This is a genomic window from Martelella sp. FLE1502 (assembly GCF_053484255.1).
This window is the reverse complement of record NZ_JBAKFQ010000032.1, coordinates 39,103-54,340: the sequence shown is the minus strand read 5'-3', so window position 1 is coordinate 54,340 and position 15,238 is coordinate 39,103. Positions and strand designations below refer to the sequence as shown.

Below are 15,238 nucleotides of genomic sequence, written 5' to 3'. Positions count from 1 at the left end.
CTTGACTGGGGGTCAAGGGGTCGTGGGTTCGAATCCCGCCACCCCGACCATTTTATCAAACTATTTCAGTATTTTACCAACTGACTTGGCCCCGTCGAATTCTCCCGGTTTACAGGTTTTGCGATCTTCTACAGTTTTCGTTCTGGATTCGATCCGTTCGACCGCCGCGCCGGACACGAGATAGTGCTTCCGAATGATGCCCTCCGCGTCCTTTTCGGAGTGCCCCGACACCTCCGCAATTTCCTTGATCGATGCGCCTTCGCGATAGGCGAGGGTGATAAACGTCCCTCGCAGGTCGTGGAACGTCCTGTCCTTGATGCCAGCGGCGGCGACGGCCTTGCGCCACGACGACTTGAAGCCGCTCGTCCATGGCTTTCCTCGGCTGTTTGTGAGGATCGTAACGGCATCCCCGCGCGGCGCGCTGTCGAGGCAGTCGCGCAATTCCTTCGAAGCTTTCACCCTGACATGCGACCCGGTCTTGCCCTGTCGCAGATAAATAGCCTGTCCGTCATAGGCGTTCCATGTGAGCTTGAGCAGGTCGCCTTGGCGCTGCCCGGTCCACAGTGCCAGCATCAAGGCGCGCTGAAGCGGCTCGGGCGCGGGCTTGTGCTTCCATTTCTCCGGGTCGTCCGGATCACGTAGGCCGTTCCGGAAGCGCTCAATCTCCGCATCGGTCCAGATCACGTCCCGGCGTGTGCCGTCGCTGATCTTCTCGACATGTTCAAGCGGATGACGGGTTATCATTTCGCGATCGACGGCAAAGGACAGGATGCGCTTGAGGACGCTCATGTAGAGATCGGCTTTGCGCGGGTGCTTCATTCCGATTTCATCACGCCATTCCAGAAACAGGCGGCGCGTTCCTGGCGCTGATATCGTCTCGGCGCTCATGTCGAAGAAATCAGTTTCGATAGCCTTGATCGCGAAATCATAGCCCTCACGGGTGGACGGCTTCAGATTGAGAAATGCCGGCGACTTCTGATATTCCTTGATGATGCCGGCCATGGCGTCTTGATAGGGCGAGTCCGGGCGATCGCGGGTCAGTCGTACGTATTCGGCGGTAAACTCCAGCGAGAACGGCTCCTCGCGCATCCGTGGGCCACCGCGCCACGCATAGAAATACTCACGTTCTGATCCGTCAGCGAGCTTCTTTTTTACGCGGTGGATTCCCACGAGCTTTACCTTCATGACGCCCTCTCCAAGCTGCTAGGCTATTGGCGGGCTGTTTTTCGATGCTGTCAAGATCGGCGGTGTTGTGGATATCGGGCGAAACGCCGAATTTGCGACCCTCATGCTCGATCCAGCAAGAGACGCCCATTTCCTTGGCAATCTTCGCCATGCGGCGGAGCTCTGCGGATTTGACGATGGCGGGCTCAGTCATGCGGGCTCACCGAAATCAGCGACATATTCACGCGCGAGATTGCGAGCGGCGTTGTATGTCCACGTGTAGGCCGGATCGCCAAACTTGGCGTCAAGGTAACTACTCAGGTCCGCAACTGCTTTATGTGGCTGGTAATCAGGCCAATGCTCTCGCATCGCGCACATAAGGGCCAGGTTCCAGCCGCCTCGTGTTAACTCACGATCAGGCGTCCTCGCGAACACCTTTGGCGCAACGATCAAAAGGCGTTCCTCGATAGCCTTGTCTAGCGCGTCCTCTATGACGCCCGTCAGTCGATCATTCACGTGCCGATAGATTACATCTTCAAGAATGCTCATTTCAGTTCCTCCGGGGCCTTTCCTGTCTCAAGGACTTTCGGGAGTGCTGTCACTTTTATTCTCCTCCATAAGGTCTCTCCGGATCGCTTCAGACAGAACCTTGCAGGCGGTTTTGTAATCGCCATCGCCGGATTCGTCAGCTTCGTCATCGCAAAGGTCTGCTGCTTCCCCAAGCGCGTCGTTTCTGATCTTGTCGTAAGCGCCAGAACTGCGAAGAACGTCCTTGATCATGTCAACAGACATCAATCGACCGTGCTTGTTGCGAAGTCTTTCCGCAATCATCTGTTCAACTGTCAGCACCTGCATTCTCCTCAAGATGTTTCCGAGCCCGTCTTTCCCAATCGGCAAGGTCTCGCGCATATTGATCATAAAGCCACATAGGCACGGTTCCGCTTTTCGTCGCGATCTGTGCATGCGGGTTCTTCTCGTTTTGATCAGTGATCCATTCCGAGAACTTGTCGCTGCTCTCCCATGCGGGGTCTTTCGAGGCATTGACGGCCGCTTCCCGCCGGTCGATTGCGTCCATGCTGCGGGCTCGCGTGCATAGGTCTAGGCCCTCGGATAGAAGCTTGCGGGTTTCATCCGTCATTCCCCTTCCTCCTTGTTAAAAATCATTTCCAAGGCCGATAGAGCGAAGGACATCACCAGCATCACGCAAAGCCCACTGCCGATCCAGCCAAAGGCCGAATGCGAGAGCGTCACCAGAAACCAGACAGTAAGGCAGGTGATTGCCACGAGCAAAATCAGGGTCACAATAAGCACGGTCGAATTCAGGACACGGGCCGCTCGCCATATGGTGGTCATTACCCTTCCTCCTTGCCTTCCTGCATCTGTTCGGCCCACCGAAGAACAGTCCGATTTGCTAAATTCCTCGGCAAAGCATTGACGCCTGTCGGGACGGCTCCCTCAAAAGAAGCCACTACCATCCATCCAGGCATCCATTCGCATTTGCTCCACTCTGCTACGGTCACGCCACTTCCTGTAACAGTGACCCGACCGTCTCTATGGTACTTCACACGTCCGATATCAGGCATTGTCGCTCTCCTTGCCTTCCTCTGCACTGACTGCTGATGCGATCAAGAAGCTGGCCAGTTCCTTCACCACCTCAGGGTGAAGGTTGTTGAACGCCGCTTTGGTGATGCCGCCGCCACGAGTTTCAAACTCAACCTCTATAAACAGAGCCCCACTTTTCCCAAATGTGATACTAGCCCGTTTGTTTGCGTCATCGGCGGCAGTGAGCCTGTATTGCAGTCCGCTCATTCCCGTTCCTCCTGTAGGGCTGCGGTGATCATGGCTTTCCAGCATTCCGGAGCGTCTGTCTCGTTGACATCATCAACGCCGTTCGCTGCAAGACCCGTTTCTCCGGCCTCACACATCGCCGGCGTCGGCTCCCGCATTGCCTCTATGGCAGCACGGGCCAGCGCATTGAATTCTTCCGGGCGGCGTTCATAGGCATCGTTTCCGGTCATGCCGTAGTCGCCGTCCTCGTGCATTTTCCCCGCTATCGCCCGCGCCACGCGCTCAATCATTCCGGTCATCAGCAAGCCCTCGCGTAATCTGGCGCTTCTGGCACGAAATCGATGTCGTTCAGAATATCGATGATCTTCTTCCGGTTCTGGACGATGAACTCAGCCTCAATCTCGTGGATTATGCAGTCAGGCCCTTCATTTTGGGTGTGGTCGAGATGAATAAGATCAGACATGGCCGCGCTCTCCCGTGTCTTGTGGATTGTTCCGTCTGTTGCTTCGTATGCTGTGATCTCTTTCATGTCTGCTTTCCTCTCTGCGCTCATTGGCGCGGTGGGGTTTTATCAGCCCGCGACAAGCGTTGACGGGCGCCACGATCGCGGATTAAATTCGTAGTCGTTGCAGTCGATTTCGTCTGACACCCACCCCTGAACCGACGGGTGAACATACCAGTGGCATTCGACCCATCCGCAATCTGGATCAAAGGCCTGAAACGATCTTCCGTCTTTCGGCGCGGTGTCCATGCTTTCGAAATCATCATTCGGGGTTGTCATCCATTCACTCCTCTATATCGTTTCCGTTCCGCTCTCGCGGGTGTTGGTCATGTGGTGACGGCGCATTAAGTTTGTCCACGACCTCCCGAGGTAAGCCCCGTACCCTGAAGCTTTTGCCGTTTTTCAGTGTAACCTCTGATAGGCGGGAACTCTCGAAGCCGTCCTTCTTGACGTGAAGAACTTCAGTTGGATCGACGGCGAAATCATCATCAAGCAGTACGATCATTTGCCTTCCCCCGTTTCCTGTTCCACAGGGTTGCTGGCGTGAGAGGCGAGGGCGAATCCTGCGATTACCTCGATGTTCTCAAGGGCAATATTCACGCCGTCATTGTAAGCCGTCGATCGCTTGTGGCCTATCGCTTGACGCTGGATTTCCTCAAGCGCCTCAATCAGCGCCGACGCATCCACGGCAGGGACAGGGGCGGCGTAGAGATAGACCACTTCCGGGTCGCTGCCGACCATCTTGGCGTTCTTCTCAATGGCAGAGATGTCGCGGGACATGTGCTCGCAGCCCGTTCCGTCGATGAAGTATGCCGCTTCAGGCTCCTGCTCCTTCAGCCCGGCAAGCTCGGCGCGCAGGCGTTCTATGGTGTCGGCGGCTTCAAACCGATCTGCATGCATCGTCTGCCACCCTTCCGGCTTCATGCTCGGTGACTTTCTGAGCCGTTCCACGATGTCAGTCATTGCCGATCTCCTGTCCAAATATCGGAAGGCCATTCTCGATCTGATCGCGGGCCGCTTTCGTCCTCGGCACATAGCCGAATTTCACCAAGTACTCGCGCCGAGCCGCTTGCCATGCTTTGCGCGGCCACGAACCACGGACGCCGGATCCGACCTGATCGACGATCCTGATGCGCTCTTGCAGCGACGTGTCTCGCGGCAGATCAGCGGTCGCCTTCTGAATGTCGCGAGCGTATCTGTCTTTCCATGATCCCGTCATTCTGTCTTCTCCTTCAGGTGTTGGCGTCCGGCATCGGTGATCGAAAGGTTTCGCGCGCCAAAGCTTGATGGTCCGAGTTCGGCAAACCCAAGCGCAACCAGCTTCTGCGCCGGCTTGTAACTGTCCACCACATTCCGGCTGTTGTCGGATATTTCGACCAGCAAGTAGTATTGCGGTGCTGTCAGTTTCACGGCTTTAGCCATCTGCCTTCTCCCTTACTTGAATAAAGCGAGTTGGGATGGACTGGATTACGCCACCTGACAAAATGCAAACCGCGTGTAGGCCTTCAATTCTTCCTGAAGATTTAGATCTGTCTTGCGTTGACGTATGAATGAACGCGATGATCGTCGCGTCGTATTCTCGATATGGCCGATCTCTCAATCCCGTCGGTTCTGAAACATGAACGTCAATTTGCATCAGCGTTATCCTTCAGTGAGCGGATGGCGAGGGCAAGCCCATTACACGCCTGCTCGTAATCTCCTCCGGTGTTTTCAAGCGCTTCGTCGCTGCACAGTTGCGCCGCTTCCTCCAGCGCCTGATTGCGGGCCTGCGTTGCCGCTCCGGCCATTTCCTTCATGGTTGCGTATGCTCTGACTTCCCGCTCCATCGCATCGGCTCCGGCCCGTAGCATGGCGGCGGTTTCGAACTCCGCCAGCGGATCGTAAGCGTGTTCCGCCTTTCGGCGCAGGTCGTCAGGTGTGAACTTCATCAGAATATCCCCTCGCTTTCATCGCTTTCGCGTTGCTGCTGTTCCGCCTCTTTTTCGAGATGCGAAATGTCGAATTCTTCGATGATTGCCATTGCCCTCGCTCCTGCCTCCAGCATCTTCGCGATTTCTGGTCTGGTTTCCTTATGAAAGGCCGCTGCGTTTCGCAGGTCTTCAGGTGTGTAGGTCATCGCCCCGGCTCCACTTCCGTCAGCATCCCGAGAAGGGCCGGAGCAAACTCCGAAAGCGTGATATCGGAATAGTCCGGATGCATCTTCCGATACATCTCCAGCGCCATTGCTGCGGCTTGGCCGAAACCTGATACCGCAGCATGGAACTGCTTGCCCGGCTGATCCTGAAGTTGCGTGACGGACAAGATTGCTTCTTTCACGCGGTCCATTGCCAGGACGTTCAGGTCGGCGTCTGTTTTGTCGGAATCGGTCATTGTTTCACCCTGATTTGAGATATTGGATATTCTTCGATCAACCCGTTTTCCATCACGCATATGGCGTGAGTCCCGGAATGGTTTCCGTGTCGCCTCGATGTGTCTGGCGTCGATGTGTTTACGAAACCAACGATGGTGACATGATATTCGTAGTATTGAGGGTCTGAAAATCCGGTTGGCTTTTCAATGGTTGCCTTGATATTGGTCATCTTCCCGTCACTCCCTGCATAATCACCGCCGTAGCGGCCTCGGTTGCAGCCCGGCATGCCGCCCGGCCCTTGTCAGTGATCGAGTAGATCCGACGCGGATATCCTTCGATCGTCTCCTCCGGCTCCTCCTCAGACGAAACAAGGCCTGTGGCTTCCAGTCTTGCCAGATGCACATAGACTGATCCTCTCTTGAGGATATTCGAACGTTTCACCATCTGAAGGCCATAGAGGCGCTCGCCTGAAGAAAGCAGCATCAGGATTTCCATGTTGGCAGAAATCATGCTCAATCCCTTTCCATCACATACCGGCCCTTTGACCAGTCGAATTTAGCGCCCTTTGGCTTCTGGAAGCCCCGTGACGGCTTCTTTATGCCAAGGTGCTTGTCCTGCTGCCGTCTCGTCTTCGCAGCTACTGGAACGTCATGCCTGGCTGTTTTAAACCGGTGACACTTGATGCAGACCGCAGCGCAGTTTTCCAGCGAGTTATCGTGCGAGTTGGCATCCAGAATGATGTGGTCAAACTCAACCCCATAGGAGAGGCTTGCGTTGCATCTCTGGTTGCCCTTGAGACCGTACCATGTACCGACTGCCTCGCATAGCATTCCGGAACGCTTCAGGGCTTCTCGCTTTGTCGCTTTGGAGAACTCGTTGCGGGGCATCTCACGTCCTTTCAATCAAAACAGGCAAACTCTTGGATCAAGTCCACGCCTTAGTGCCTCACGTGGCGGGCAGAGCCCTTCAGCTTGCTCCTGCCATCTGCATTCATTCGCCTTCGGACAATCGTATTCCTTTGGAGGCATTCTGGTCTGCCGTCGCGGCTGGTTAGGGCCGACGACAAATGATGCTCCGTCGTGTTCGTCCGCCTCATCGACCGCCATCATCATTCCGCCGCCTTGACAAGCCATTCCCCACCATGCGCAACCTGTCTCAAGGTCGCGATCATGACCGGGGCAGACCGCATCATACTTTCCTGTCCACGGCGACCCGTTTGGAGCGATAAGCGGACACATGCTTGCTGGGCATTTCATACAGGATTCAGACATCACGCATCCTTCCCAAATATCCACCGAATGAACCGTAGCCTCTTTCTGGCGCGGTATTCTCTCATGCAAAGCTCGTTCTCTCTCCGCAACTGTGCTGTCATGGCGTCTCTCTTTTCCTTTTCAGTACAGCGACGTTCGAAGGTGCCTAGCCTTGCATGTGGGTGCTTAGTGGCGGTGGTGTGGAGGTCGTTCATTCGTCACCCTCCATCGCAATCAGGGCACGATCAAGAATCCGCCGTGCCGCTGGGTATTGCCCTTCAAGAGCCCGCAGGTGGTCTACCGTCTCTTTATCCGTAGCGCCGTCAAACATTTCGAGAATGTCGATTGGCGCGCCATCAACAGCATCAAACTGCAGATCCGAAAACAATGCATCCCACAATGAGCGGCATTCTTCGTGGCAATAGTAGCTGTAAAAATCACCATCGAATTTTCCTGCGAACTTCAGTGCCTTTGCTCCAGCTTGAATTTCGCCGCCGCAATGATCACATCGCTTCTTCGTTTTGGTGGCGTTTACGACGCTTGATGAATGAAAATCATAATACCCCATCTCATTGCCCTTTCACCCACCGCTTTTCCTTCGCGGCATATTCCTCTGCCTTGTCTGTCAGCTCGACCATGCCGCGATATAGCTTCGATCGCCGAACCCATCCGCCCGCTTCCATCGCATTCATCAGCCCCGTATCCGTGAACCAGAAAGGCTTTCCGCTTCCTGAGTGCTGCATTATCTTGCTGTGGATGGCGGTGTTCATGTCCAGAATTCCCTCAAGACCGAAATCACGGCCTCGGCCTGCTTGCGCTGCTTCACCTCTCTGATGCGAGCATACGCTTGATCAATGGCCCGCTCTTCATTGTCCGTGAAGTGTTCGACCTTCCCCTCGATTTCAACACGATACGTGCTCTCTCCATCAACAAGGCGAACTAGCTTCATGCTGTATCCGAACTCTGCGCCGTCTATCGCTTCCGCTATCTTCGCTACAATCCTATCATCGACGGTTCTCATGCTGCCTCCTCCTGTGTCTCTATGCCGTAGCTCTCCCACCATTTTTCGAGATCTGACGGCACGGGTAAAACAACCCCTCTCTCTGCCCATACGCGTTGCATCTCATCGAGATAGTTCCGCATCTCTGGCGCTCCCATTTGGCTTGTGACCGGGAACGACATAGGGCCTTCAAGGATTTCCAGTTTCGTGTCATACGGAAGCGGCTTGACGATCCTGTCGTACTGCTCCCGGAATATCTCATTCGTCTCCCGGAGGATCGGAACGCCGTAGTGAAGCTTGCAATAGGCCTTTACCTGGTTCGGCGTTCTGTCTCCGAAATAGGCGGCGATCTCGGCATACCACATGTGTGATAGACGGTTCTGCGGGTTTGACCGCTTCAGTCCGTCTATGATTGTCACGGTGAACTGGCCTTGACGGTGCTCGATGAAGCGGATCAGATCGCGCTTGTCGAAGTCGTTCTTGACGTGCTTCGTGACTGGTTTCTTGCCGTCCATGTCGCCGTCCTTTGTTGGTTAAAACGGAACCTGATCGTCCAGATCGTAGCCGATCGGCCTCTGGTGACTATCCCTTGCCGAGTATCCTGCCGAGGCGTCGCGCTGGGGCGCTTCCCGCTGCTGACCGGCGTCTTCGTTGCTGCGACCGTCGAGTATCGTCAGGACGGCGTTAAATCCCTGAAGGACTATCTCGGTGGAGAACTTGTCCTGCCCGCTCTGGTCGGTCCATTTGCGCGTCTGTATCTGCCCTTCGATGTAGACCTTGCTGCCCTTGCGGAGGTACTGTTCCGCTATCTTGCAGAGGCCTTCAGAGAACACAACTACGCGATGGAACTCTGACCGTTCCTTGCGTTCCCCGGTGGACTTGTCACGCCAATTTTCAGACGTGGCGACCCTCATATTGACTACAGGGTTGCCATTGGCCATGCGCCTTACCTCAGGATCAGCCGTGAGGTTTGCAACCAAAATTGCCTTGTTGACTGTTCCGCTCATGCTGCGTCCTTATTGTCTTCTTCGATCCTCTTGCTGAGGTCGGTTTCGTATCCATCGAACAAATCCTTGAGCTGTTCCATGAAGGTGATATTCCAGCCGTTCTTTTTTGCCTCCTGCCTGTAGCTCTCTTTTAGGCGCTCAAACTCTCCGAACGTGTGAACATCGTTCATTGCATCGGCGATTTCGGTTGATACAGTTTCCCATTGCCCCTCGCGCTTTAGCTGGGCTGAAGATTTGGTCTGAACATCAGGTTCGCTCTGAACCTTGCTCGGCTTACTATCCTTAAAGTCGTCAGCTTCTTCCTCGGAGTAAATGAACCCAGACATTCCCAGAAGCTTAAGCGCAACGCGATCCTTTGCGCGCTTTTCAGCCATGGCATAAGGATATGCGTTCTTGTTGTTGTCCTTGCTCGCTTCTCCAAATGACCATTCGGAGCGGTCGCCAAATTTAGCAGTGATGCAAATAACCACCATCTTTTTGTCTGGGTCGTTTACGATCATCTGCGGCAAGCCGAATTCGATGCCTGCTTTTGCTGCCATCCGCTCGATAGCAGCGTGATAGGCGATCCAGGTGCCGTGGCAATCCCATACCGCATCGCGGCTTTCGCCATACTTTTTGAGCAGCTCGACAAGCCTGTCATCAATCTTAGGCATAGTTAAACATCCTCATCCTGCTTTCGTACCATTTCGCGTTTTCATTCATTCGCTGAGCCTCTCCTTTGAGGTAGGCCCGCCGCCGCTCATTCCGCTCAGCCGCCGCGTCTTGCTCGTATTCCATCGCCAAATGCCGTGCATTGACGAGCGCGTATTCAAGCGCGTCGTTGTATGCCGTCTTTGTCATCGTCCGTCCTCTTGTTAACCAGCCCTGACGCGCCTTATAATCACGTCCTCGCGGGGCTTGAGATTTGCGCGGTAGACAAGGTTGATCGCCTCTCTCATCTCCTCGCCTTTCTGGTAGTCGTAGACGGTCGCCACCATCATCTTGTCGGCGTCTTCGATTGCCCAATGAGGACCGTCGCCTACGATCCGTACCGGGGTCTTGATACTCATTTCCCCATGCTCCCAATAATCGCTCCGATGAGCGCGCATGTCGGCCCCAGCGTAACCATGCAGATGAAGAAGCCGGACCAGAATGCCGCTTGCGTTTCGAGAGATGTCCGGTTGAACTTGCGGATGTGGATCATTTGCCCGTTCCTTTCTCTGCGCGGTCAAGGCGCTCGATCGGATCGAAGTTGCGCCCCTTGACACGGATAGCTGTGAGCGCCGTAGCGTCGTATTCCGTGAGGTCCATGGCATCGACATCGGCCTGAGTGATGCCGCACTGCGCGAGCACGTCAGCGGCTATCGGCGCATCGTGATGCAGGTTCATGAGGTTGCAGCACGCGATCAGGTAGCCGCGCTTGTACTCAAGCGCCTGTATCGTCCCGGTGACTACCGGTTTGAGCGCGGATTCATAGTAGGCTTGAGCAGCAGCTTTAGCTGAACCAATATCAGCGAAAACATCCGGCAGAAGCTTGTCGCACATGCCCGGCATGGACCAGATGACTTCCCACCTTTCATCTCCATATGGCTCTACTTGGATTTTTCCGATGATAGGAAGGAATGCCCACTCCACCTGATCAGGTATCACGATTTGCCATTCCAGCGGCTTGACCTTCACCTGTCCCTCTGTGGTCTGAGGGGAGCGGCCGATGAAGCCCAAGAGGTGCCGTGCGGCGGCTTCAACAGTCGCCTCGTCCTGCTCCGACAGTTCACGACCAGCAAGCATTTCCGTCTCGATAGAGACGATCAATTCGCCGCTGATTTCGACGGCAACGCGCCAGTGTTCATGCGGCTCTGCATTGCTCATGATGCGTCTCCTGTTCCTTCGATCTTGGCGAGGACGGCGCGGGCGTCGTCCCATGCGGGGTGCGGCTCATACACGCCGTTCTCCTGAGCGCGAACCAGAGCTGATAGCGCCTCGTGCATCTCAAGAATGGCGGTTTCCATGGCAGGGACGCGGCGAAATCTCTTGGCGTTCGCAAGCTGCGAAGATGCCCGCCGGACATCCTTTCTCGCCGCGCCAGCACAATAGGGCGTGACAGAGTGAATCTCGGCCAACCATGTATCGAAGTCATTGCCGGTTTCGCCGGCGGGAACGATCACATGCGATTTCGGCATCCCCCAATCGGAAAAGCCCTCTTGCAAGTCGAACTCTCCCGGCGTCCCGTTCTCACGATCTCGCTTGATATCTTGTATGAGGCTCATGACTGGGCCTCCGAGGCATTTATGCTCTCTCTAACCTTGTCGATGTCGATGCGATTGATCGCGTTTTCGGCGGCCTTTCGAAAAAGGTCTCCTTGCGGAACATTCCCCTCTGCTATTGCGCCGGATGCCGCCACTAACCAAGCGGCATTGACGAAAATTTCCGCTGTGAGCGAGGTCGCCTCTCTGACAGACTGACCATACTCTGCAAAGTCTTCAGCTATCCGAAACGCAGCTTCGCTCACCTGCTTCGACAGCACAGGAAACGCCGCTTGTGACTTCTCAGATGCCATGAAGTCGTTTTCATCGCTCATTGCCGTATCCTCTCTTCAGAACTCGTTTCCATGTCCCGCCATGAGGCGAGACGCGGAGGCGCTTCAAACGCCCATCATCTTGATCTGCCCGGCGGCGATCTGGCGCGACAAACGGGCGCGCTGTCTCTTGCCGATGTGCGGGGTGTATTTGCTGCAGCTCTTGAAGCTGCGACCAGTGCCTCTCGACGGAATGTGCCGTGGCTCAATATAGTCAAGGGCGGCATCATCCCCGACGAATGGAACGGCGCTTCCCATCACAAGGGTTGCAAGCGATCCTAGGTGAAAACGTCTCATGATCTTTCCTCTCAAGCCGCTCTGTCTGCGGCGGTCTGGCTTCACAGAGCCGTTGCGTTGTAGGTTCCGTATTCCTTGGCAGGACTGAACGACTTCGGCCCTTCGGCTTCTTCACGCGCCGCGTCGAACTCCGTTTCAGCGTCCTTGCTTTCTTCGATGCGGTCCGCGATCATGCGGAAAAGGCGCTCCTTGAAGGGATCGGGAAAGCCCATGTTGCCGGAGCCCTTGGCAAGCAACAGCGTGCCGTCATCAAGCTTGATGCGCTTGACGTAAAAGCCGTATTCTCCGTCTTCGTCACAGGCTACGAGCGTTGCCGTACCCCATGCCATCACCGCCTCACCAAAGACGCGGATTTCCTCGAAGCGGTATTCCATTTCAAAAAGGTCTGCGCTGTTCATTGGTCTTGTCCTCGTGAACTGGTCACGCCAGCGGCATCAGGCCGCGCGCTGATCGGTGATGATGTTTTCGGAAAGCTTCCGCATCGTTTCGCGAAGCGGGTTCATGAACTCGACTTCCACGCCGTATTCGTTGCCCTTGTCGATGACCTTCGCGAGTAGGTTGGCAAGCTCGCGCTTCTGCCGGTCTTCCTTTGAGGGGATTTTGTCGAGGTATCGATTTGCGTTGCCGATCAAAACTTCGATGGTATCGCCTTCAATATGCTGGAGCGTATCTCCATCCTTGGAGATGCCATCGCCCCACAGGTAAAGAGCCGGTCCTTCGTTTGACTTGAAATCAATCTCCGCGCGTGACCTTGGAATGACGAGGTCCATCATCCGGGCACAGAGTTCATCGACGGCCTTCTGAATTTCATTGCTGCGCATTGCCTTGTCCTCTCTCGTTATCCGCTCCGTTTCGCTGACTTCGCCTTGGCGGGCTCATTCGGTGCGGGGGTGTGTGATCAGGCGGCGCGCATCTGTTCGCGAGCAGCGCGGTCTTCACGGTCGATTTCCCGTGCGCGCAGAAGAAACTGCGCGCAAAAATCTCGGTCTTCATCAGTCATCGCGTAGGTGAAGAACGTCGCCTTCGACATAAATTCCGGATCGCGAATGATGGCGATCATGTCGTCGGTGTAGTCGTTGCTCCAGAAATCATGATCAGTGATCGCGGGCCGGGCTGTTTCAGCCATGCGGCGAGCTTTCTTGAGCGCTTCCATGTGGGTGATGTTCACTTTGTCGTCTCCTCTTGTCCGCATTCGGTGCGGGGGTGTGTTTCGCTTTGTGGTTAAAGCGGCCTGTTGACCGTGCAGTGATCCATGCAGAGATCAGCCGCCTTGATCATGTTGACGGTGGGAGAGAAGCCCGGAAGGCGAGACCCCAAGGCCATTGCTGAGAGAAAGACTGCCCCAGCTTTTCGGGGGTGCGTGGTGGCCCCAATCCTCGTGCTGAAATCGCACTTGCTTCCGCCATATCGAAACGCGATAGCCTTGGCGTTTGCCTGACCAGATACGCCCCGTTTCTTTTTTCCTTCTGCACTCATTGCCGTCTCCTCTTGTCCGCATTCGGTGCGGGGTTGATGAGGATGACTATATACGCAAACCGCGTAATTGCAAGACGCAAATACGAAAAGTGCGTAAAATAACGACACGCTTGAGGAACCCCATGAATTTCAGGCACAAAAAAGCCCGCACGGGGCGGGCCTTAATGAGAGGATTGATTGTTGGTTCCGCTAATGGTAGGTTGATCTCGTCCCATAACGCGAAGACCGAGGAGATGTCCTTGCCTGCCGGAAACGGATAGCGTTATGGGACCGCGATTTTCGGCTTAACGTTCCAGACGTTGAATATTCGATCATCCATGGCGTGGGAGTGCTCGACGTCAATCGAGTATTTGTTTACCACATAAGCGACCAGCTCCTTCTTGAAGTCTCCAAGTTCACCCGATTCATGCCGCTTGTTTCTGGCACAAGCAAGGGCGCCAAGGGTGACGTCAAGCAATTGCAGCATATGCTCTTTCTTTGATGAAACAGGCTTTATCTCAGCAATTGAAGGCCCTTGCACATCAAAGCGCGTGGATATTTCATTATTGAGGCCTGTCAGCATATTGGGAAGATAGCTCGTGCAGTTGCCGTTATCCGGTCTGATGTAGATCTTACAGCTTCTTGAATAATATCTTCCTGCTCGGTGTAAAAGCAGCATATAGAACGCTTTGCTCACGGTGTCGGTCTCGTGCCGATTGCCGCTTAGTTTGTGGTCATAGTCATTGAACGGCTGAAACCGAAGATGCAGGTGGACCTTCTTCGACTGTATGAGTTCATACAGGTAATCTATATAAAATTTATAGATATTATCCCGTCGCCTCTTTGCGGACTTCCACATGACCTCGGATGTTACGCCGAACATAGCGTTCATCTCCCTGAGCTCATTGCACACTTCCGAAGCTCGTGTCGGTGTAATCGCTAGACCACCGACCGCCATATGTTCGGAGCATCGGATGCTAGATTCATCACAGAAATAAAGTAGAGCCTGCTTACCCTCGCTCATCTCATCCCCCATTTCCCAATCTCTCACGCGGCAGGATTACCGCCGGGCAATCACCCCACAGATGCGTCCGATGATCGTTAGCCTGCTAAGCTCGACCGTGAAGCTTTGCAGACTGGTGTTGTCCGAAATGATAATCACCTGCGCCGGATCGCTGAATGGGACTTTTTGCAGGCGCTTGATCTGCGGCTCGCCGTCGCCGTCGCTGATTGCGTAAACCGTATCTGACACGAACCTGTTTTGCGAAAGGTCGATCAGTACGCGATCGCCGGGCTGGTAAGCCGGAATCATGCTGTCGCCGACGATCTCCATGACGATCGTGCTGGCCGGCGATGCCTTGGCTTCGTTTCTGAGGTAGGTAATCGGTAACAGCCATTCGGCGACAACGCCGTGGCCTGATATGGATTGCTCGCCTAGCGGTATATTGACGATATCCCCTACCTGGCCGGATCCAGCCCCAAGCTTTGCGTCGATCTCGGGAAGCGCACCCTCGACCGATCCGCGCCAAAAGTCGCGGGTAAATCCACCCTCGCTGTCGTTGGCTTCATGCTGATCTGGATCGTATGACCCTATCAAGGATGCCTTGGGGGCTTTGCGCGGAGCTCCCGTTAGCTCCCATATCTCATCTGCGCGGATCGGCGGGTTTCCTTTCCCCGCCAATGCCTGCTCGAATTTCTCTGCCACGTCGGGGGCGATGTAGTTCTTCTTGTAATCCGCCTCTGAGAAGTAGCGCTGGATGCTGGACGCGCCCTTATACCCCATGGCTTTCGCCATAGCTGCGAGTGTCATTCCAGAGCGATTTTGCAGCTCTCGAAGCTTGGCCGGGACCTGTGTTTCTTTCATAAAATCA

The 15,238-nt window shown here is 54.9% G+C and carries 36 protein-coding genes; all 36 read right to left on the bottom strand.

Annotated features, from left to right (window positions below; all coding sequences use genetic code 11):
* Window positions 1–60 precede the first annotated feature (60 nt).
* Complete coding sequence (locus tag V6767_RS20440; protein WP_448475153.1) at window positions 61–1,185, bottom strand: tyrosine-type recombinase/integrase; 1,125 nt, start codon at window positions 1,183–1,185, stop codon at window positions 61–63.
* The gene (locus V6767_RS20435; protein ID WP_448475152.1) at window positions 1,136–1,378 is read right to left on the bottom strand and encodes a hypothetical protein; all 243 of its coding nucleotides are present in this window, start codon (window positions 1,376–1,378) and stop codon (window positions 1,136–1,138) included. The genes V6767_RS20440 and V6767_RS20435 overlap by 50 nt, the downstream gene beginning before the upstream one ends.
* Window positions 1,375–1,713 carry a hypothetical protein gene (locus V6767_RS20430; protein WP_448475151.1) on the bottom strand — a complete coding sequence of 113 codons (339 nt, stop codon included), beginning with the start codon at window positions 1,711–1,713 and terminating at the stop codon, window positions 1,375–1,377. Before V6767_RS20430 ends, V6767_RS20435 begins: the two co-directional genes overlap by 4 nt.
* A 27-nt stretch (window positions 1,714–1,740) precedes the next feature.
* Window positions 1,741–2,013, bottom strand: a complete 273-nt coding sequence (locus tag V6767_RS20425) for a hypothetical protein (RefSeq protein ID WP_448475150.1) — start codon at window positions 2,011–2,013, stop codon at window positions 1,741–1,743.
* Window positions 2,000–2,302, bottom strand: coding sequence for a hypothetical protein (locus tag V6767_RS20420; RefSeq protein WP_448475149.1), 303 nt, complete (start codon window positions 2,300–2,302; stop codon window positions 2,000–2,002). The genes V6767_RS20425 and V6767_RS20420 overlap by 14 nt, the downstream gene beginning before the upstream one ends.
* Complete coding sequence (locus tag V6767_RS20415; protein WP_448475148.1) at window positions 2,299–2,517, bottom strand: hypothetical protein; 219 nt, start codon at window positions 2,515–2,517, stop codon at window positions 2,299–2,301. The genes V6767_RS20420 and V6767_RS20415 overlap by 4 nt, the downstream gene beginning before the upstream one ends.
* 222 nt (window positions 2,518–2,739) lie before the next feature.
* Window positions 2,740–2,973 carry a hypothetical protein gene (locus tag V6767_RS20410; RefSeq protein ID WP_448475147.1) on the bottom strand — a complete coding sequence of 78 codons (234 nt, stop codon included), beginning with the start codon at window positions 2,971–2,973 and terminating at the stop codon, window positions 2,740–2,742.
* Window positions 2,970–3,257: a hypothetical protein gene (locus V6767_RS20405; protein WP_448475146.1), complete on the bottom strand. Its 288-nt coding sequence runs from the start codon at window positions 3,255–3,257 to the stop codon at window positions 2,970–2,972. Before V6767_RS20405 ends, V6767_RS20410 begins: the two co-directional genes overlap by 4 nt.
* Complete coding sequence (locus tag V6767_RS20400) at window positions 3,251–3,481, bottom strand: hypothetical protein (RefSeq protein WP_448475145.1); 231 nt, start codon at window positions 3,479–3,481, stop codon at window positions 3,251–3,253. Before V6767_RS20400 ends, V6767_RS20405 begins: the two co-directional genes overlap by 7 nt.
* A gap of 256 nt (window positions 3,482–3,737) precedes the next feature.
* On the bottom strand, window positions 3,738–3,959 hold the full coding sequence (locus V6767_RS20395) for a hypothetical protein (RefSeq protein ID WP_448475144.1): 222 nt from the start codon (window positions 3,957–3,959) through the stop codon (window positions 3,738–3,740).
* A complete protein-coding gene (locus tag V6767_RS20390) occupies window positions 3,956–4,417 on the bottom strand; it encodes a hypothetical protein (RefSeq protein ID WP_448475143.1) in 462 nt (153 codons plus the stop codon). Before V6767_RS20390 ends, V6767_RS20395 begins: the two co-directional genes overlap by 4 nt.
* Window positions 4,410–4,673 (bottom strand): hypothetical protein, encoded by a 264-nt coding sequence (locus tag V6767_RS20385; RefSeq protein WP_448475142.1) that lies wholly within the window; start codon window positions 4,671–4,673, stop codon window positions 4,410–4,412. The genes V6767_RS20390 and V6767_RS20385 overlap by 8 nt, the downstream gene beginning before the upstream one ends.
* On the bottom strand, window positions 4,670–4,876 hold the full coding sequence (locus V6767_RS20380; RefSeq protein WP_448475141.1) for a hypothetical protein: 207 nt from the start codon (window positions 4,874–4,876) through the stop codon (window positions 4,670–4,672). The genes V6767_RS20385 and V6767_RS20380 overlap by 4 nt, the downstream gene beginning before the upstream one ends.
* A 203-nt stretch (window positions 4,877–5,079) precedes the next feature.
* Complete coding sequence (locus V6767_RS20375; protein ID WP_448475140.1) at window positions 5,080–5,382, bottom strand: hypothetical protein; 303 nt, start codon at window positions 5,380–5,382, stop codon at window positions 5,080–5,082.
* A gap of 184 nt (window positions 5,383–5,566) precedes the next feature.
* On the bottom strand, window positions 5,567–5,824 hold the full coding sequence (locus V6767_RS20370) for a hypothetical protein (RefSeq protein WP_448475139.1): 258 nt from the start codon (window positions 5,822–5,824) through the stop codon (window positions 5,567–5,569).
* Window positions 5,821–6,033 (bottom strand): hypothetical protein, encoded by a 213-nt coding sequence (locus V6767_RS20365; RefSeq protein ID WP_448475138.1) that lies wholly within the window; start codon window positions 6,031–6,033, stop codon window positions 5,821–5,823. The genes V6767_RS20370 and V6767_RS20365 overlap by 4 nt, the downstream gene beginning before the upstream one ends.
* Window positions 6,030–6,314 (bottom strand): PadR family transcriptional regulator, encoded by a 285-nt coding sequence (locus tag V6767_RS20360; protein ID WP_448475137.1) that lies wholly within the window; start codon window positions 6,312–6,314, stop codon window positions 6,030–6,032. Before V6767_RS20360 ends, V6767_RS20365 begins: the two co-directional genes overlap by 4 nt.
* A 2-nt stretch (window positions 6,315–6,316) precedes the next feature.
* Window positions 6,317–6,691: an HNH endonuclease signature motif containing protein gene (locus tag V6767_RS20355; RefSeq protein ID WP_448475136.1), complete on the bottom strand. Its 375-nt coding sequence runs from the start codon at window positions 6,689–6,691 to the stop codon at window positions 6,317–6,319.
* A 574-nt stretch (window positions 6,692–7,265) separates the two neighbouring features.
* Window positions 7,266–7,622 carry a hypothetical protein gene (locus tag V6767_RS20350; protein WP_448475135.1) on the bottom strand — a complete coding sequence of 119 codons (357 nt, stop codon included), beginning with the start codon at window positions 7,620–7,622 and terminating at the stop codon, window positions 7,266–7,268.
* Between the two features lies 1 nt (window position 7,623).
* Window positions 7,624–7,824: a hypothetical protein gene (locus V6767_RS20345; protein WP_448475134.1), complete on the bottom strand. Its 201-nt coding sequence runs from the start codon at window positions 7,822–7,824 to the stop codon at window positions 7,624–7,626.
* Complete coding sequence (locus V6767_RS20340; RefSeq protein WP_448475133.1) at window positions 7,821–8,075, bottom strand: hypothetical protein; 255 nt, start codon at window positions 8,073–8,075, stop codon at window positions 7,821–7,823. The genes V6767_RS20345 and V6767_RS20340 overlap by 4 nt, the downstream gene beginning before the upstream one ends.
* Window positions 8,072–8,569, bottom strand: a complete 498-nt coding sequence (locus V6767_RS20335) for a hypothetical protein (protein ID WP_448475132.1) — start codon at window positions 8,567–8,569, stop codon at window positions 8,072–8,074. Before V6767_RS20335 ends, V6767_RS20340 begins: the two co-directional genes overlap by 4 nt.
* An 18-nt stretch (window positions 8,570–8,587) precedes the next feature.
* Window positions 8,588–9,061: a single-stranded DNA-binding protein gene (gene ssb, locus V6767_RS20330; protein WP_448475131.1), complete on the bottom strand. Its 474-nt coding sequence runs from the start codon at window positions 9,059–9,061 to the stop codon at window positions 8,588–8,590.
* Window positions 9,058–9,714, bottom strand: coding sequence for a hypothetical protein (locus tag V6767_RS20325; protein WP_448475130.1), 657 nt, complete (start codon window positions 9,712–9,714; stop codon window positions 9,058–9,060). The genes ssb and V6767_RS20325 overlap by 4 nt, the downstream gene beginning before the upstream one ends.
* Window positions 9,707–9,901, bottom strand: coding sequence for a hypothetical protein (locus V6767_RS20320; protein ID WP_448475129.1), 195 nt, complete (start codon window positions 9,899–9,901; stop codon window positions 9,707–9,709). The genes V6767_RS20325 and V6767_RS20320 overlap by 8 nt, the downstream gene beginning before the upstream one ends.
* A 14-nt stretch (window positions 9,902–9,915) precedes the next feature.
* The gene (locus tag V6767_RS20315; RefSeq protein WP_448475128.1) at window positions 9,916–10,110 is read right to left on the bottom strand and encodes a hypothetical protein; all 195 of its coding nucleotides are present in this window, start codon (window positions 10,108–10,110) and stop codon (window positions 9,916–9,918) included.
* Window positions 10,107–10,244, bottom strand: a complete 138-nt coding sequence (locus tag V6767_RS20310) for a hypothetical protein (protein WP_448475127.1) — start codon at window positions 10,242–10,244, stop codon at window positions 10,107–10,109. Before V6767_RS20310 ends, V6767_RS20315 begins: the two co-directional genes overlap by 4 nt.
* Window positions 10,241–10,909 carry a hypothetical protein gene (locus V6767_RS20305; RefSeq protein WP_448475126.1) on the bottom strand — a complete coding sequence of 223 codons (669 nt, stop codon included), beginning with the start codon at window positions 10,907–10,909 and terminating at the stop codon, window positions 10,241–10,243. Before V6767_RS20305 ends, V6767_RS20310 begins: the two co-directional genes overlap by 4 nt.
* Entirely contained in the window at window positions 10,906–11,307 is a 402-nt protein-coding gene (locus V6767_RS20300) for a hypothetical protein (protein ID WP_448475125.1), read from the bottom strand. The genes V6767_RS20305 and V6767_RS20300 overlap by 4 nt, the downstream gene beginning before the upstream one ends.
* A complete protein-coding gene (locus V6767_RS20295; protein ID WP_448475124.1) occupies window positions 11,304–11,618 on the bottom strand; it encodes a hypothetical protein in 315 nt (104 codons plus the stop codon). Before V6767_RS20295 ends, V6767_RS20300 begins: the two co-directional genes overlap by 4 nt.
* A 63-nt stretch (window positions 11,619–11,681) precedes the next feature.
* Window positions 11,682–11,912, bottom strand: coding sequence for a hypothetical protein (locus tag V6767_RS20290; RefSeq protein WP_448475123.1), 231 nt, complete (start codon window positions 11,910–11,912; stop codon window positions 11,682–11,684).
* 41 nt (window positions 11,913–11,953) lie between these two features.
* Window positions 11,954–12,310, bottom strand: coding sequence for a hypothetical protein (locus tag V6767_RS20285; protein ID WP_448475122.1), 357 nt, complete (start codon window positions 12,308–12,310; stop codon window positions 11,954–11,956).
* 36 nt (window positions 12,311–12,346) lie between these two features.
* The gene (locus tag V6767_RS20280; RefSeq protein WP_448475121.1) at window positions 12,347–12,685 is read right to left on the bottom strand and encodes a hypothetical protein; all 339 of its coding nucleotides are present in this window, start codon (window positions 12,683–12,685) and stop codon (window positions 12,347–12,349) included.
* 125 nt (window positions 12,686–12,810) lie between these two features.
* On the bottom strand, window positions 12,811–13,080 hold the full coding sequence (locus V6767_RS20275; RefSeq protein WP_448475120.1) for a hypothetical protein: 270 nt from the start codon (window positions 13,078–13,080) through the stop codon (window positions 12,811–12,813).
* Window positions 13,081–13,650: 570 nt separating this feature from the next.
* The gene (locus V6767_RS20270; protein WP_448475119.1) at window positions 13,651–14,403 is read right to left on the bottom strand and encodes a DUF3800 domain-containing protein; all 753 of its coding nucleotides are present in this window, start codon (window positions 14,401–14,403) and stop codon (window positions 13,651–13,653) included.
* Between the two features lie 24 nt (window positions 14,404–14,427).
* On the bottom strand, window positions 14,428–15,231 hold the full coding sequence (locus tag V6767_RS20265; RefSeq protein ID WP_448475118.1) for a S24 family peptidase: 804 nt from the start codon (window positions 15,229–15,231) through the stop codon (window positions 14,428–14,430).
* Between the last annotated feature and the right edge of the window lie 7 nt (window positions 15,232–15,238).

Coding starts and splice junctions, on each gene's coding strand:
- V6767_RS20370 (WP_448475139.1), bottom strand. CDS start 5,824: ATGACCGATTCCGACAAAACAGACGCCGACCTGAACGTCCTGGCAATG.
- V6767_RS20415 (WP_448475148.1), bottom strand. CDS start 2,517: ATGACCACCATATGGCGAGCGGCCCGTGTCCTGAATTCGACCGTGCTT.
- V6767_RS20315 (WP_448475128.1), bottom strand. CDS start 10,110: ATGAGTATCAAGACCCCGGTACGGATCGTAGGCGACGGTCCTCATTGG.
- V6767_RS20265 (WP_448475118.1), bottom strand. CDS start 15,231: ATGAAAGAAACACAGGTCCCGGCCAAGCTTCGAGAGCTGCAAAATCGC.
- V6767_RS20400 (WP_448475145.1), bottom strand. CDS start 3,481: ATGAAAGAGATCACAGCATACGAAGCAACAGACGGAACAATCCACAAG.
- V6767_RS20420 (WP_448475149.1), bottom strand. CDS start 2,302: ATGACGGATGAAACCCGCAAGCTTCTATCCGAGGGCCTAGACCTATGC.
- V6767_RS20440 (WP_448475153.1), bottom strand. CDS start 1,185: ATGAAGGTAAAGCTCGTGGGAATCCACCGCGTAAAAAAGAAGCTCGCT.
- V6767_RS20345 (WP_448475134.1), bottom strand. CDS start 7,824: ATGAACACCGCCATCCACAGCAAGATAATGCAGCACTCAGGAAGCGGA.
- V6767_RS20380 (WP_448475141.1), bottom strand. CDS start 4,876: ATGGCTAAAGCCGTGAAACTGACAGCACCGCAATACTACTTGCTGGTC.
- V6767_RS20365 (WP_448475138.1), bottom strand. CDS start 6,033: ATGACCAATATCAAGGCAACCATTGAAAAGCCAACCGGATTTTCAGAC.
- V6767_RS20290 (WP_448475123.1), bottom strand. CDS start 11,912: ATGAGACGTTTTCACCTAGGATCGCTTGCAACCCTTGTGATGGGAAGC.
- V6767_RS20305 (WP_448475126.1), bottom strand. CDS start 10,909: ATGAGCAATGCAGAGCCGCATGAACACTGGCGCGTTGCCGTCGAAATC.
- V6767_RS20350 (WP_448475135.1), bottom strand. CDS start 7,622: ATGGGGTATTATGATTTTCATTCATCAAGCGTCGTAAACGCCACCAAA.
- ssb (WP_448475131.1), bottom strand. CDS start 9,061: ATGAGCGGAACAGTCAACAAGGCAATTTTGGTTGCAAACCTCACGGCT.
- V6767_RS20335 (WP_448475132.1), bottom strand. CDS start 8,569: ATGGACGGCAAGAAACCAGTCACGAAGCACGTCAAGAACGACTTCGAC.
- V6767_RS20430 (WP_448475151.1), bottom strand. CDS start 1,713: ATGAGCATTCTTGAAGATGTAATCTATCGGCACGTGAATGATCGACTG.
- V6767_RS20435 (WP_448475152.1), bottom strand. CDS start 1,378: ATGACTGAGCCCGCCATCGTCAAATCCGCAGAGCTCCGCCGCATGGCG.
- V6767_RS20300 (WP_448475125.1), bottom strand. CDS start 11,307: ATGAGCCTCATACAAGATATCAAGCGAGATCGTGAGAACGGGACGCCG.
- V6767_RS20390 (WP_448475143.1), bottom strand. CDS start 4,417: ATGACTGACATCGTGGAACGGCTCAGAAAGTCACCGAGCATGAAGCCG.
- V6767_RS20320 (WP_448475129.1), bottom strand. CDS start 9,901: ATGACAAAGACGGCATACAACGACGCGCTTGAATACGCGCTCGTCAAT.
- V6767_RS20325 (WP_448475130.1), bottom strand. CDS start 9,714: ATGCCTAAGATTGATGACAGGCTTGTCGAGCTGCTCAAAAAGTATGGC.
- V6767_RS20295 (WP_448475124.1), bottom strand. CDS start 11,618: ATGAGCGATGAAAACGACTTCATGGCATCTGAGAAGTCACAAGCGGCG.
- V6767_RS20310 (WP_448475127.1), bottom strand. CDS start 10,244: ATGATCCACATCCGCAAGTTCAACCGGACATCTCTCGAAACGCAAGCG.
- V6767_RS20285 (WP_448475122.1), bottom strand. CDS start 12,310: ATGAACAGCGCAGACCTTTTTGAAATGGAATACCGCTTCGAGGAAATC.
- V6767_RS20395 (WP_448475144.1), bottom strand. CDS start 3,959: ATGATCGTACTGCTTGATGATGATTTCGCCGTCGATCCAACTGAAGTT.
- V6767_RS20280 (WP_448475121.1), bottom strand. CDS start 12,685: ATGATGGACCTCGTCATTCCAAGGTCACGCGCGGAGATTGATTTCAAG.
- V6767_RS20360 (WP_448475137.1), bottom strand. CDS start 6,314: ATGATTTCTGCCAACATGGAAATCCTGATGCTGCTTTCTTCAGGCGAG.
- V6767_RS20410 (WP_448475147.1), bottom strand. CDS start 2,973: ATGAGCGGACTGCAATACAGGCTCACTGCCGCCGATGACGCAAACAAA.
- V6767_RS20375 (WP_448475140.1), bottom strand. CDS start 5,382: ATGAAGTTCACACCTGACGACCTGCGCCGAAAGGCGGAACACGCTTAC.
- V6767_RS20355 (WP_448475136.1), bottom strand. CDS start 6,691: ATGCCCCGCAACGAGTTCTCCAAAGCGACAAAGCGAGAAGCCCTGAAG.
- V6767_RS20340 (WP_448475133.1), bottom strand. CDS start 8,075: ATGAGAACCGTCGATGATAGGATTGTAGCGAAGATAGCGGAAGCGATA.
- V6767_RS20385 (WP_448475142.1), bottom strand. CDS start 4,673: ATGACGGGATCATGGAAAGACAGATACGCTCGCGACATTCAGAAGGCG.
- V6767_RS20270 (WP_448475119.1), bottom strand. CDS start 14,403: ATGGGGGATGAGATGAGCGAGGGTAAGCAGGCTCTACTTTATTTCTGT.